Consider the following 15,252-nt stretch of genomic DNA (forward strand, 5'->3'; position numbering starts at 1 on the left):
ATAAAATTTATTTTAAGCACTATTAATAAAAAATTAAAAGATTATGGTGTTGTTGATGAAACAGTAACAAATTCTAAATTCATAAAAGCAATCGAATCAGCAATAGCCATTTGAAAATATTCAAACGACACCTTAGTTGAAAAAATATATATTAATGATCAAGAAAACAAAACAAACTTAACTAATTTTGAAACATATAGAAGAATAATAAATATGGTATGTAAATAAAAATAACATTTTTTCCTTATTAGACTATAAATAAGGACTAAATGTTATTTTTTGCTTCTGCAACTCGGAAACTCAGGAAAAATAAAGGCTTTTGTCCTTTATTTTTAGTATTTTAGAAAGTGTATTTATCTGGATGTTCTTTCATCATTTTGGCAACAAATTCTTTTTTAGGCATTTGACCATATTTTTCCATTAACTCTTGACATTCCTTAACCTCTGCTAATGCTCATTTTTCATCTTCAAATCCTAAAACTTTTGTAATCCCTGGTTTTTTTCAATTTTTGTAGTTATTGAAAAAAGTTTCAATATCTAATAAAAATGGTTCAGGTAAATCTTTAAGAGTTTTAATATTTTCTAGGCGATAATCGTCTTCATGTACTCCTATTAACTTAGTATCTGTTTCGCCCGAATCATTCATTTTCATTGCACCAATGATACGAGCATTCACAGCTGTACCAGGCATAAATTGCTCGTTGCTATATAAAAGAACATCTAATTCATCACCATCTCAATCCAATGCATTTGGGATGAAACCATAATTGCATGGATATCTAAAATCTCCTCTAAGTATTCTATCTACATGAATTTGGCCATCTTCACGGTTATATTCATATTTAATATTTGAATTCTTAGGAATTTCAATTTTAATTTCTAATATTTTCGACATATTATAATAATACTATAATATTTTTAATGTTATAATGTTAAGCGATTTTTATACACAAATATATAAAAAGGGAGGCTATTTATGGCAAATATCAAATCAAAAATTAAAAGCATTGCTAAACAAGAAGAATATAGAATCAAAAACAATGCTATGAAAACACGTGTGAAAAAAGCAATTAGAGCTGCAAGAGAAGCAGTTTTAGCTAATGATGAAAAGGCAGCAAAATTAGTAGCAGAAGCTCATTCAATTATTGCAGTTGCTGTTCAAAAAGGAACATTTCATCCAAATAAAGGAGCTAGAAAATCATCACGTTTAGATCAATTTGTTAATGACCAAAAATCAAAAACAGAAACTAAATAGCTTCATTAATTAAATAATTAAAACTGGGTTTCCAGTTTTTTTATTTTTTACTATAAAACAATGATATTAGGCATTTTTGAACTGTGAAAAAAATGGCACTTTAACTCCCTTATCCTCGATTCAAAAACGGTTATTATAATTTAAATTTGTAAAAATTTTAAACTGATCTACATTAGCACCAAGAATAATAAATTTCATATATCTACTTTCTTTTAATTGATTAATTAAATTGTGCAGGATTACTCTTTCAGTTCGAGTACCTAACAAATAATGAAACCAATGGTTTTTACTATTTCCCCAGTAAGCAATTTGTTTATATGTTTTGAATTTATATAATTGATCTATTTTTTTGCTGGTTGTTCCAACAATAATATTAATGTTGATTTTGGTGCCGTCTTGTTTGAAGCATGGCGCTAAAGTCTTGCCAATTAAATTTTCGGGTAATGTAAAAAAATGCGGATATTTTTTATATAGTTTATAAAAATCTTCATGTCAAAGGCAAACACTTATTTCATTAGTTAAAAAGTGTTCTGGATTATTTTTATATTCTAAATAATTATCAATACCTAAGGAATAATTGATATTTTCATCTATTAAAATTCTTTGCAAAACTTTAAAAGTATTAAGAGTAGTAATTTGCATAATCATGTTGTCTTTTATTATAAAAAAATTTTTATATTATAATATTGTTTAATTTTAATTATTTATATTAATCTTATATTATTAATTTAAATATAGTAATAAGGAGAAAATATGGCTAAAAAGAAAACACCTTTTTTTGAGCGTCTTTTAGCAAAAAATGCTGAACAAGAAAATCAAGGTAAAAATGATGGTCAAAAAACATCGAAATCTAAAAAGAGTAAAAGTTGAAAAATTAGTCTAACTTCTGGTTTATTAATTGGCGTTATTGGAACAGGTATTACTGTTCCGCTTGTTATTAATTCAGTTAAGAAAAATACTGTTGGGGCATATGATAAGGACACAGATACTCTCACCAGCAAAACTGGTAATATTGATTTAAAAATAAAATTAGGTGAATTGGAAAAAAATTATTCTGATACTAAAAAACCAGAAATAGAAGAGCAATTAAATGCTCTTGATAAAATCATTTTGTATTATCTTTACAATAAAGAACAAGCAGCTTCTGTGGAATATCAAAAATTATGAAACGAATCAAGAAAAGATAATGAAGCTGAAAGTAATTCATATCGTTTGCCTACTATTGATGAATTAAAAGATAAATTTAAAAAAGAACTACAAGATATCGAAAGCAATATGAAGCTTCAATTTGGAACTGATAATTGAGAAACTGAATTTAATAAACATTTAGTTGAAAAATACTCAGGTGCTAAAACTGTTGATGAAGCTATCAAAAATAAAGTTTTCTCACATATTCGCTCAGATGCTTTGCGTCGTTTTAGATTATCTTCTGGCACAGATAAAAAAAATGAAATTGATAGAAAAAATAAAAATAATGAATATGTTTATAAATGATGACGCGAAAATAGTGATAAAAAATTCATTGAACAAGATGACGAATCTAAATTAGCCTTAGCCACAGAAAGCTATGTTTTTGATGATAAATATAAATTAGCTACTCCTTTCATTAATTCGTATGTAGAAAATGAAAAACCAAGTTTAATGAGCGAATTCACAATTCCAGGAATTGCTCCTGCGAAAAAAAATGATAAATGAAAAATAGATAAAAACATCTTTTTAAGATATTTATTTGCTGGAAAGATCGGAACATTTGGACTTGATAAAGTAACCAAAGGTTATGATATTGTAAAAAACAACTTTAAGCCATTTGATAGTTACATTGATATGGTACTTCAAGCTAAACCTCTTAGTGCCGGAATATATAAATTACCTGATGCAGCTATTCAATATTCAACTATCTTATCTTACTTTTCAAAAAGTGCTGATGCAGTTAAAAACAACTGAGGTACTAAAGGCCTTACATCAATTTCTGAATTTATGACTGGCGATAACTATCACTTATTTCTTGCAAATTCACCTGATTTATTATTTAAAGATGGCCAAACAACCAACTTCAAAGAAATTGATTTATTTGGTGAGTTAGAAAAAATTAGAAAAGCTATTGCAAAAGAAGCTGGTATTGAAGATTCTAAACTTGAGCCAACTAACAATACAGAAGCATATGAATACAATAAAAAAATTGAGACATTCTTTACTGATGTTAATGAATCACAAAACAAAGGTTTAACTGAAAAGAAGTTTGAAGAACTCATTTTAAAACCATTTGCTGCTTTATTTGAAAACAATAACAAAATACAAACTGTATATAGAATAAAAGGCTTAGATAATGTTGTTGGAATATTGTCAAGTGAAGGTTTTAAATTATTGTATTATAAAACCGGAATTACATCTGCTGATATTACTATTATGATCAAAAATGACTTTTATTTGAGCAAAAAATATGAAAAACAACTTGGTGTAAGATATAACGCTCTCAGCAAAATTGGCAAAGAGTTGCCTAGGGATAAATACATTTTAGAATTATTAAAAGAAGATGATTTTAAAAAACATTTACTCACACAAAACAACCTGCTAACTAAAGAAAAAGATAAAGATGGCAAGCCTAAAAAAGACGTTAAATATACTGAACAAGACATCCGAGATTTAATTTCCGCCGCACAAAGATCAATTAAGTTTAATCAAATTTCTAACTTTATTAAACTTTCAAAAGATGTTTCTAAGTGAATGGATACACGTGCTAAAAATGAATATGATGAATTATTTACAGTAAAAAATGGAAAAACATACTTTAATAAAAATGATCAAGACACTGCCGCTTCATTAGCACTTGAATATATGAAAAAGAAGTTTGGTTTGTCTAATTAATGGAGGAATGATGAAAAAAAATAAGTTAATTCTTTTAGGCTCATTAAGCACTAGCTTCATTCCTGCTGTTAGTGTTATGAGTGCTAAATGTGGACATGAAACGAAAAATGCTGAAAGATTAGAACAAGAAAAACAACTTAAAGATGAAAAAAGAGTTTCAGAAATACAAGATATATGAAACATTCTTGCTTTAAGTAAAAAATATAATATTAAAGCAGACGGAACTATTGATCATGCAACTCTTATCAAAAATTTTGAAAACGAATTTAAAAGACCAAAATCTAAACTATTTGAAGAATCATATAAAGCATATAAAATTTATGCGCTAGAGCAAATAGCAAAAGATGAATATTATTTTGTTAACAAAGTTAATGATTGAAACAAAAATAATATATTTAATGACAACCCTTTTAATTGGTTAAGCACCAAAGAATTCCCTGGCGAAACTAACAAAGATGATTTTATAAAAATTTGATCAGTTGATAGCACTGGTATTAGAAAAGAAATTAATAATATGCTCCTTGTAAAAGCTTATTTTGAAATTTCTGAATTAAAGGATCTCCAAACAATAGCTAACAATATTGAAGAGGCTAAAAAGAAAGAAAACGAAAAAGATAAAGATAAGGACAAAGACAAGGACAAAAACAAAGAAAAAGATAAAAAAGAAGAAAAGAAAGATAAGACACAAAAATTTGAATATTATGAAAATGGTAAAGATGCTAAGTTTGGATTAAATCATTATTATTTAAATAAATACGCTTTTGAAAATAAATATATTCAACTATGAAACAGGCTTTTTAGTGATAAAAACACTTCAAATGATATCTTTACAAAACCTGAAATTAAAAATACAATCAGCACTCTTGAAGACTACAATGCATTCTTTAAAGATACTGCTGAAGAAGGCAAAAAAATAAAAGAGTGAGAAATTCTTTCGTCAAATAAAGATATTGAAAGTAAGCTTTCTGGTTATATTGGTTTCCAAAAAGATCCAGGTTCTTATGGACTTAGTTGAGATGAAGGTGATAACAAAAAACGTACAGATAGCGCTCAAAATTACGGAATGTATGACCCACTTAATCAAATATTATTTAGCTTCAAAGAATTGCAAGAAGGAAAAGTGAAATCTTCAGTTCCAACAGCTGATAAAAACGGTAAATTAACAGTTACATATATCAATCAAATTGTTCCTAATGGAATTAAAACAAAATTACCAAAGAAAGATGATTATTTAAAAGGCAAAGAAGTTGAAGATAAAGATAAAAAAGAAGTTGATGTGCTATCATTTGAAAACACAATTTATAAGGGTAATTTAGACTTATTATCTTATATGTTTTACACAAAGGACTCGGCTAATTTAGTCACAAAAGCAACTGAAACCTTTGCTCACTTAGGAATTAAAATTAAAATTAATAAAGATATTAAACCTCTTTATGACTTATTAAAAAACAAAGTTTGGGTGGAAAAATAATGGATGACTTATTTTTAAAAATTATAAATCATGAAGAACCTGCTAAATTTCTTTATGAAGATGATGTTTGTGTAGCTTTTTATGACAAATTTCCAATTCAACCTGGTCATTTTCTAGTTGTGCCTAAAACTAAAAGCAAAAACATCACAGAAGCAGATGATGAAACAGCAGCTCATTTAATTAATGTTGCTCGTAAATTAGGCAAAAAAGAAGTTTTAGAAAAAGGTATTCCTGGTTTTAAAATCTTAATTAATACAGGCAAGGAAGCTGATCAAAGTATTTTTCATACTCACGTTCATATTATTCCTTACCGTGAAAAAACAACAGATAATTAACAGAGTAATTGTTAACAAAGACTCACACAGTTGTTGAGTCTTTTTTATTGCTAATGCACGCTAATATTATGTAAAATTTAACAATTAAGCATATATTACAAAGAAAGGTCACTATTATGATAAAAAATAAAATTTTTATTAATGCTTTAATTACTTCTATGGCAATCAATACCCCAATATTAATTTCAGCTAGCTGTTCTTCTCCTAATAGCAATGATATTGTGGAATTTAGACTTTCTCTTAAAAAATTAAACCCTAAATTTGTTGATTATGGCATTGTTAATGAACAGGAACTAGCTAAAAAATTAGAAACATTGCCTCTAAAAGTTGGCGAATTCACACTTGTATATCCTGACAGTGAAACCCTACAAGCAGAAGCAAAAAAAATAAAAGAATTTTTTGAAACTAAAAAAGTATCAAATCAAGAGAACATATATAAAGAAACTTATAAGGCTATAATGATTGATAAGAAAAAAGTAAGCCTTAACGATTTTACTAACGAATATTTATGGGCAAGAAACTTAATTAAAATAAAGGATAATGGAAGTATTAAAAACACCAAAAATATTGAAGTCTATATTGATTCCTTCTTGGACTCAACAAATGGTTCTGCTGTTGTAGAATTTAAAGCAAGACACAAAAAAGACTATAGAATTAGAGAAATAGTGGGAAATTCTGCTGGTTGTGAAATTAAATATAATAATAAGTTAAAAACGATCACAGCGAGTCATTATCATATGACTAAGGAAATACTGGAAAAACAAAAAGACAATCTTGAAATATTGCTTAAATCAAATGAATCATCGCAATGGATTTAATAATCGGTAGATAACTCATCTTGTTTTATAATGGAAGAAGTGACAGGGCAAAATTTGCACAAAAATTTTCTTTGGTTTTTTTCAATTACGGTTATAATAAATTCGATGCATTCATAAAAATGAATGATTGCTGTATCCATAGGAACAGCTGCTTAAGAGTTATATTACTCCTTTCATACGATAATAGTGAAGTACTGTGAGCAGATACTTTAAATTTGAATTATCTTATGTTATTAAAAGAGCATTATGCTCTTTTTTATTTCAATTTAGGCCAAAATACTTACTTTGTTTAATTTTTATAATAAAATTTAAAATATCATTTATATATTAAATATTTAACTTAAATTATAAGGAGAAAATAATGAGTGTTAAATCTATTGAACTAAACAAAGAAAAAGATTCAGTTATTGTTGAATTTGAATTTAAAGGTGAAAAATGAGACAAAATTTTTAGTGATACCAAAGCTGACAAAATTAAAAACTTGAAAGTTGATGGTTTCCGTCCTGGAAAAGCTCCTAAACATATAGTAGATAAACATGTTACACCAATTGTAGTTGCTTATGAATCGATTAATAAAGCATATGAAACTTTTTTTGATGAAATTTTCAAGGAAGTACAAAAAGAGTATAAATACGCCGTACAAAGCGCTCATTTGCTTGATGCACCAGTCTTAGGCGAAAACTCTACTACTGTTAGATTAGTATTTCCATTATTGCCTGATATGTCAGTGATCAAAATTGATAAATCAATTAAAACAAAAATTGAAAAATTATCGGTTTCATCAAAAGAAATTGATGAATATATGAAGGCACAAATTAGCAAAAATGCACTTAACTTCCCATTAAAAAAAGGTGACAAAACAAAACTTGGTGATACAGTTACTATCAAATACAAAGGTTATGTTAATAATGAACCATTTGATGGTGGAGAAGCAGACGAATTTGACCTTAAATTAGGAAGCAAAACATTTATTGGTACTTTTGAAGAACAACTTGTTGATAAAAAAATTGGTTGAAAAGGCCAAGTTAATGTTAAATTCCCTGATGAATATGCTGTTCCAACACTTAAAGGACAACCTGCTGTATTTGATTGTGAAATACTTGATGCTAAAAGACCTGAAGAAGTTGTTTTAACTGATGAAGCAGTTGTTGATTTACATATTCCTAATGTAAAAAACATTGAACAATTTAAAGAATATACCAAAGATCTTTTAAATGTTCTTAAATATTTTGAAAACGAAGATAAAGCAATCGATTCGTTGATTAAAGAATTTAAAGAAAAACATAAATTTGTTGCAGCTGACGTTCTTGTTAAGGTAAATGCTGACAAAAAATTAGAAGAAACAAAAGCTGAACTTAAAAAACAATCAATCAAATTTGATGAATATCTTGATTTAATTAAATTAAGCGAAAAAGATTTTTATCAACAAGTTATAAAAGAAGAAAAGGAACATTTAATTAGTGTTTTCATTTTCACAGAATTATTGAAACAATATGGCTCTGATCTAAAACTTCAAGATGAAGATTGACAAACATGAATGGTGTCATTATCTCTTATGCAACCACAACTACCATTAGCATTTCTTATAGAATATGTAAAAGGTATACAACAAAGATATAATGATGCTGTAAAAGAAAACAAACCATTAGATCCTAATATTGAAAAAATGGTTGAAGAAATCAAGCATCATGCTACCTCAAAATTGATACTTCAAGCTATTAATAAAGAAGTTGCAGTTGCTAATAGTGCTACTTTAATAAAAGTTGTTAAAAAGCAATTAAAAGCCGCTGAAAAAGAACTTGAAGAAATGAAAAAAGAAGCAGACAAAAAAGCCGAAGAAGCTAAAAAAGCAAGTAAAAAAGAAGAAGTTGTTGAACCTCAAGAAGCCCCAAAAGAAACAACTAAAAAACCTGCTTCAAAAGCTAAGTCTAAATCTAAACCTGCAACTGAAAAATAATAACCTATTAAAATCATTCATTAAACTGAATGATTTTTTTGTGCGCTATTGACATTTTATTTAACCTGAAATATTGCGCATTATGATGCTAAATCGTTAATTTCCAAAAAGACGTATAGCCCTATAAATATGGTTTTTAAGTGATTACAATAAATCCTTAAGCTCTATTTGGTTGGGGGGATTAAAAGTAAAAAAATTAGCAATATAAATTGCTAATTTTAAAACTAATTATTCAAATGTTTCTTCTTCTGGATTTGATTCAACTACTTCTTCGGTTTCACCACCATCATTAGAAGCTTCTTCGCTTCTATTAGCAGCGCCGGCAGCGTCTTTAGCAGCTAAGTAAGCTTCGTTAAGTTCTTCCATTTTTTCTTTAAGCTTTTCAATATCTTTGCTTTCGATTAATTCTTTTACTTCTTTAATCATTCCATTAACTTTTTCTTTATGGTCTTCTGGAATTACAAGATTATCATCGCTAAGTTCTTTTTCAATTTTAATGATGTAGTTTTCTGATTGAATAACAACACTAATTTCTTCTGCTCTTTTAGCATCAGCATCACGATTCTTTTCAGCTTCTTTAATCATTTTTTCAACTTCTTCATCTGAAAGTTTAGATGAATTTTTAATTGTAATTGATTGTTCTTTATTAGTGTCTTTATCTTTAGCTGAAACTGTTGTTATACCATTAGCATCGATTTTGAAAGTAACTTCGATTTGTGGAACACCTCTTGGTGCTGGACGAATACCAGATAAATTAAATTGACCTAATAATTTATTGTCGTTTGCAAGTGGTCTTTCACCTTGAACGATTTTAATTGTAACATCTGTTTGGTTATCTTCAAATGTAGTAAATACTTCACTCTTGGTAATAGGAATACGTGTGTTTCTTGGAATAAGAGGTGTACTAATACCACCAGCTGTTTCAATACCAAGTGTCAATGGTGTAACGTCAACAAGAAGCACGTCATCAATGTCACCAGCTAAAACAGCACCTTGAATTGCGGCACCCATAGCAACAACTTCATCAGGGTTAACTGAACGGTTAGGTTTCTTTTGTAAAATGCTTTCTACTAATTGTTGAACTGCAGGAATACGTGTAGAACCACCAACTAAAAGAATTTCATCAAGTTCTGAAATTTTTAATTTAGCATCAGCTAATGCTCTTTCAATAGGTTTCTTGCAACGTGCTACTAAATGAGCAGTCATTTCTTCAAATTGACTTCTTCTTAATGTTGCTTCAACACTAATAGGTTCTGAACCTTGTTGCATAACAAGGAATGGAAGCATAATTTGTGCTTGTTGAGAGTTTGACAAGTCAATTTTTGCTTTTTCAGCTGCAGCCTTCAAACGAGCCATAGCCATTTTGTTAGTTGTAATATCAATTTTGTGTTCTGATTTAATTTGAGCAATTAATCATTTAACAATTTCATTATCTCAGTCATCACCACCAAGTTTGTTGTCACCAGCTGTTGATAATACTTCAAAAGTACCAGCAGCTAAGTCTAAAATAGAAACGTCAAATGTACCACCACCTAAGTCGAATACAAGAACTTTTTGTTCTTTGTCAGTTTTATCAAGACCAAAAGCAAGAGCAGCAGCAGTAGGTTCGTTAATAATACGTAAAACATCTAAACCAGCGATTTTACCAGCAATTTTTGTAGCTTCACGTTGAGCGTTATCAAAGTAAGCAGGAACTGTAATAACAGCTTTTTCGATTTTGTGTCCAACTTTTTCTTCAGCATATTTTTTAAGATGTTCAAGAATCATTGCTGAAATTTCTTCTGGTTTGTAATCCTTGTTATTTACATGAACTGTTTTTGATGTACCCATTAATCTTTTAATTGATGCTACTGTATCAGGGTTTGTTTCAATTTGGTTTTTAGCGTTGTCACCAACAATAATTTCACCATCTTTAAAACTTACAACTGATGGAGTAGTTCTTTTACCATTAAGGTTTTCTAGAACAACAGGTGTTCCGTTATCAACAATAGAAACAACAGAGTTAGTAGTACCAAGGTCAATACCAATAATAACTTCTTTTGCCATATTTTTATCCTTTCAATTAATTCAATAAATATATAGATAATTTTAACATAAAAATTTAGCACTTATAAAGTTTTTCTGCTAAATTTGCCTAAATTTTTAAGCCCACTATGAGCCAATTTGCATCAAAAAAAGCCAAGTTAATGGCTTTTTGCTTGATGGCTTTATGAAATGCTTAATAAGTTTAGAAAATATGAAACTTGTTAAAATGGTTTTTTAAAGTCTCAATAACGTCAGTTTTGTTGTCATATCTATTTTTATCTAAAAAACTTTTGCGCATATTTAATAATTTAGGAATTGATTCGCCTAATTCATTAAATTCATTGTCTTTAAAACATTTGTTCATAAATTTGATGGTTTCATCGCTTTTAAGATTTTTAGTTTTAATAATATTTTGTAATTCCGCTTTTTGTTTGTCTTTTATAAAAATGTTTCATGCTTCAAATGTATTTATTTCATTAGGATCTTTAGAATCATTAATTGAGGCTATAAATTCATCAATCAAATCTTTCTTTTTTCTTAATGTTGGACTAGCTAAAATATCTTTATATATAACGTCGTATATTTCTTTTGTAATATCTTTTTCTTTGTGCTTGTCAATAAAATTAAGAATGTAATCAATATTAACTTCAACAGATTTTATTAATTCTATTTTAAATTCAATATCAAATAGAATACTATCGGTTTCGCTTTTTCTTTTGTTTCTATATTTTTCGTTTAATTCAATGTATGAACTTTTATAATCTTGAAGTTCTGTACCAGTAATTAATTCGTTGCCTTTAAATTCAGCAAATTGTGATAGTAAATTGTTGTAGCTTAAAATTTTTCCAAAAGTTGTGATAAATTCTTTTTCTTCTTCTTTTGTTTCATAACCTGTTAAACATTTATCAGGGAATTTTTTTCTTAAAATGTCCACTAATTCTTTAAAACCTTGGACATACTTATTTTTTTCATCATAGTAGCCATAAAAATAATCTTTGAATGGTCTCAAAATGGTGATTCTTGAATCAATATTATTTTCATCGGTAAATAACTTAATTGCTTCATTTAATTCATCTTCTAAATTGATAAAAAATACAATGTTTCCGTGGTCTTTAACATCATTTAAAATTCTATTGGTTCTCGACATAGCTTGTATTAAACTATGATGTCTTATTTTTTTATCGATTCACAACGTATTCAATGTGGCTGAATCAAATCCTGTTAAAAACATATTAACAACAATAGCTATATCTAACTCTCTATTTTTTAGTCTCATACTAAAATCTTTATAGTAATTGTTAAAATTTTCGCTACTGGTTGAATATGTTGTATTAAACATTTTATTGTAGTCATTAATTGCTTCATCAAGAAAATCACGTGAAACTTTGTCTAGTGAATTAGTGTTTTCATTATTTTCATCATCTATTAATTGATACATTCCTGCATTATCACTATTATCAGATTCATTTGGTGAATAACTATAAATAAGACCAATTTTTAATCTTTGATTTTCAGGCAATTTCTCTTGTTGCTTTTTAAATTCAGTATAGTAGATTTTAGCTGAATCAATTGATGAACACGCTAAAATAGAATTAAAACCATTGAATGATTTTTTTACTTTTGTAATAATTCCATTTTTGGTTTTTATTTCACTAGAATAATAAAGACTATTGTTACGTCTTGTTAATCTATTATAGTTATAAAAATCATCATCTAATAGTCAATGAACTATCTTACCAATTCTGATAGGATTTTCCAATGCTTCTTTTTTATTGATGTATTTGGCAAGAACATTATCTTTTAGATCTTTTGAATCAGCAGTTTTGTAAAACTCTGTTTTAAAACACAAAACATTATTATCTCTAATAGCTTTGTCAATTGTATAGGAGTGCAAACAATCACCAAAAAGTGTTTTAGTTGTTAAAATGGCTTTTGAACTTTCAACTCTTTTGATGCTATTTTCCTCCATAATAGGAGTGCCTGTAAAGCCAAAAATCATATAGTTTTTAAAGGCATGCGTTATCTTCCTATGTAGCTCTCCAAATTGACTTCTATGGCATTCATCAAAAATAATAACAACGTTGCTATTGTATGCACTGCTTCTTCTATTTTTGGCTATGAATAAACCTAATCGTTGAATAGTAGTGATGATAATTTTATCATCATTGCTTTCTATCTGTTTAGCTAAAATGTTGCTTGTAGCATTTGAGCTAACACAGCCTTGCGAATATCTTTCATACTCTTTAATAGTTTGATAATCAAGGTCTTTTCTATCAACTACAAATAAAACTTTATCAACACCTTGAATTTCTTTTGCTAACGTTGCAGTTCTAAATGAGGTTAGTGTTTTTCCACTACCGGTGGTGTGTCATATAAACCCGCCCGCATTAGTAGTACCTAATATTTTCTTATTAGCAACAGAAGTGCGGATTTTATTAATAATTCTTTCTGTGGCTACAATTTGATATGGCCTTAATACAAGCAGTGTATTATCGCTGGTTAAAACACAGTATTTTGTTAATATGTTTAAAATGGTATTTTTGCTAAAAAATGTAGCACAAAAGTCCATTAAGTCACAAATTAAATTGTTTTTGGCATCAGATCAGTATGAAGTAAATTTAAACGAATTACTTGTTTTAATAGATTTATTATTAACGTCATTTTTTTCATTAATTGATGAATATCTTGTTGTATTTGAATAATATTTTGTCTTAGTACCATTAGAAATAACAAATAATTGTGTATATAAAAATAAATTAGAAAATGAGTCTTTTTTGTATCTTTCAATTTGATTGAAAGCTTCTTTTAAATTTTCGCCTCTTTTTTTAAGTTCAATATGTACTAACGGTAAGCCGTTTACTAAAATAGTAACATCATATCTATTATTCTTGTTTGTTTGATAATTGAAATATTCATATTGATTTATAACTTGCAATTTATTATTGTGAATATTATTTTTATCAATGATCATAATGTTTTTTGTAGACACAAAACCATTACTGTTTATTTGTAAAGGATAAATGTGATTTTTATGGAATTTTAAACTTCTTCCCTCTTCATTTTCATTTGCTTTTAATAAATAATTATTAAGAAAATCTTTTCACTCTTCGTTAGAAAATTTATAGTTATTTAACTCTTCAATTTGTTTTTTTAAATTTGACATTAAATCATTGTAATTATTGATAGGCAAATATTCATAACCTTGCGAAACTAATTGTTTAATAAATTCATTTTCTAAATCAGCTTCTGATTGAAAACTACTAGATGTTTTTAAACTAGTTTTAAACTCTGCAATAACAGTAGAATTTTCTTGATCTACTAATAATACGTTTTTAGCCAAATTATTCATATTAGCTCCTTATAAGTTATTTATATTAATAATTTTAATGATTTAAATATTAATAGTAATGAAGATAGTTATGACTTTTTGTCAAATTCAAACAATTTGTTTAAATAATATTCATATTGTTGATGCCGCTGTTTGATTTCAAGGGGAAGACCCGATTTAATATCTTTTGTATATGTTTCTAATTTATCTAATATTTCAACAATTTTATTTTGAACTGAGATGTGTGGGATGGGGATTTGAATATCTTGCAATGTATCAAGACCTAAACTAGGTATGCCAGCTCCATATTGCTTTTGTTGCAACTTATTCTCGTTGTTCTTTAACACATAAAATAAGAATTTATTATTTATTTTTTTATCATTTGAAATGCAAACATAACAATGAGCTCCTGCTCAAAATTTATTTTTTTGTCAATCCACATATCCAGCAGATGCTCCACCTTGAGATATGGTTATATTATTTTCATTAAAGTTATATTGATTTCAATATCCACTAGGCTCTTTGCCACCATTAATAACAGGGAATTCACCAAAAGTGTGTAATTTAGATTTATTTAATTGGGTACCTTTATATACTTTGCAAATGTCCTTGATTTTTTCATATTCAACTATAAAATACAATTTTTGGTCTAAATCGTTTAATAAATTAATATAAGTATTATTTAATTTCCCCCCCCCCCGAATTTTTCGAAGTCTAATAATTTGTTTCTATAATATTCATATTGTTGATGACGTTGATTAATTTCAAGGGGAAGACCTGTTTGAATATCTTTTGTATATGTCTCTAATTTATCCAATATTTCAACAATTTTATTTTGAATGGAGATGTGTGGGACAGGAATTATAATTTTTTTAAATAATTCTTTTGATAAATTAAATCTAGTTACTCCATTAACACATTTAATTATTTGTTTTCTTATGCTTTCACTTTTAAATAAAAATTTAAAATAATTAACATTATATTTTTCAATATTAAATAATCTATAACCGAAGCAAAAACTATTTAAATAGACCTCATTATTATCTAAATAATGATTATTAACAACAGAAGCGTAGCCACATTCTTTTGCAGTCTCAGAAGATGTGGTAAAAAGAATATCGCCATATAATACTCTATTCTGTTTTTCGTTTTGGGAAATAAAAACTCTTTCTAAACTTTTTACATCAACAGATAAATT

13 protein-coding genes are annotated in these 15,252 nt (G+C 27.5%); 7 read left to right on the forward strand and 6 right to left on the reverse strand.

Translation table 4 applies throughout. The features are described from left to right. Window positions 1–228 (forward strand): hypothetical protein (locus T386_RS04600; protein ID WP_036460002.1); only part of this gene is annotated, 228 nt, incomplete at its 5' end. Window positions 229–340: 112 nt separating this feature from the next. On the opposite strand, the gene T386_RS0102945 is transcribed toward T386_RS04600, so the two are convergent. Further along, a complete protein-coding gene (locus T386_RS0102945) occupies window positions 341–895 on the reverse strand; it encodes an inorganic diphosphatase (protein ID WP_029513660.1) in 555 nt (184 codons plus the stop codon). Between the two features lie 81 nt (window positions 896–976). Here T386_RS0102945 and rpsT point away from each other — a divergent pair, with 81 nt between their 5' ends. Continuing rightward, complete coding sequence (rpsT, locus tag T386_RS0102950) at window positions 977–1,255, forward strand: 30S ribosomal protein S20 (protein WP_029513661.1); 279 nt, start codon at window positions 977–979, stop codon at window positions 1,253–1,255. Window positions 1,256–1,321: 66 nt separating this feature from the next. On the opposite strand, the gene T386_RS0102955 is transcribed toward rpsT, so the two are convergent. After that, on the reverse strand, window positions 1,322–1,903 hold the full coding sequence (locus T386_RS0102955; RefSeq protein WP_029513662.1) for a hypothetical protein: 582 nt from the start codon (window positions 1,901–1,903) through the stop codon (window positions 1,322–1,324). Window positions 1,904–2,008: 105 nt separating this feature from the next. On the opposite strand from T386_RS0102955, the gene T386_RS0102960 reads away from it, so the two are divergent. The 5 genes from T386_RS0102960 to tig all read left to right on the forward strand — a co-directional run bounded on the left by T386_RS0102960 (window position 2,009) and on the right by tig (window position 8,701). Further along, the gene (locus T386_RS0102960; protein ID WP_029513663.1) at window positions 2,009–4,120 is read left to right on the forward strand and encodes a HinT-interacting membrane complex protein P80; all 2,112 of its coding nucleotides are present in this window, start codon (window positions 2,009–2,011) and stop codon (window positions 4,118–4,120) included. 10 nt (window positions 4,121–4,130) lie between these two features. Then, the gene (locus tag T386_RS0102965) at window positions 4,131–5,591 is read left to right on the forward strand and encodes a HinT-interacting membrane complex lipoprotein P60 (protein ID WP_029513664.1); all 1,461 of its coding nucleotides are present in this window, start codon (window positions 4,131–4,133) and stop codon (window positions 5,589–5,591) included. Next, window positions 5,591–5,926, forward strand: coding sequence for a histidine triad protein HinT (gene hinT / locus T386_RS0102970; protein WP_029513665.1), 336 nt, complete (start codon window positions 5,591–5,593; stop codon window positions 5,924–5,926). Before T386_RS0102965 ends, hinT begins: the two co-directional genes overlap by 1 nt. 116 nt (window positions 5,927–6,042) lie before the next feature. Beyond that, on the forward strand, window positions 6,043–6,744 hold the full coding sequence (locus tag T386_RS0102975; protein ID WP_029513666.1) for a hypothetical protein: 702 nt from the start codon (window positions 6,043–6,045) through the stop codon (window positions 6,742–6,744). Window positions 6,745–7,105: 361 nt separating this feature from the next. Further along, window positions 7,106–8,701 (forward strand): trigger factor, encoded by a 1,596-nt coding sequence (gene tig / locus T386_RS0102985; protein WP_084274178.1) that lies wholly within the window; start codon window positions 7,106–7,108, stop codon window positions 8,699–8,701. 228 nt (window positions 8,702–8,929) lie between these two features. On the opposite strand, the gene dnaK is transcribed toward tig, so the two are convergent. From dnaK to T386_RS0103005, 4 genes are all read right to left on the reverse strand, one after another. Further along, window positions 8,930–10,747, reverse strand: a complete 1,818-nt coding sequence (dnaK, locus tag T386_RS0102990) for a molecular chaperone DnaK (protein ID WP_029513668.1) — start codon at window positions 10,745–10,747, stop codon at window positions 8,930–8,932. A 181-nt stretch (window positions 10,748–10,928) separates the two neighbouring features. Next, the gene (locus T386_RS04710) at window positions 10,929–14,075 is read right to left on the reverse strand and encodes a type I restriction endonuclease subunit R (protein WP_029513669.1); all 3,147 of its coding nucleotides are present in this window, start codon (window positions 14,073–14,075) and stop codon (window positions 10,929–10,931) included. 68 nt (window positions 14,076–14,143) lie between these two features. Continuing rightward, entirely contained in the window at window positions 14,144–14,695 is a 552-nt protein-coding gene (locus tag T386_RS0103000; protein WP_051622791.1) for a restriction endonuclease subunit S, read from the reverse strand. Between the two features lie 41 nt (window positions 14,696–14,736). Then, on the reverse strand, window positions 14,737–15,252 hold a 516-nt coding region (locus tag T386_RS0103005; RefSeq protein ID WP_029513671.1), incomplete at its 5' end, for a restriction endonuclease subunit S.

It is taken from the genome of Mycoplasmopsis primatum ATCC 25948 (genome assembly GCF_000702785.1).
In the GTDB taxonomy this organism is placed as follows: domain Bacteria; phylum Bacillota_I; class Bacilli_A; order Mycoplasmatales; family Metamycoplasmataceae; genus Mycoplasmopsis; species Mycoplasmopsis primatum.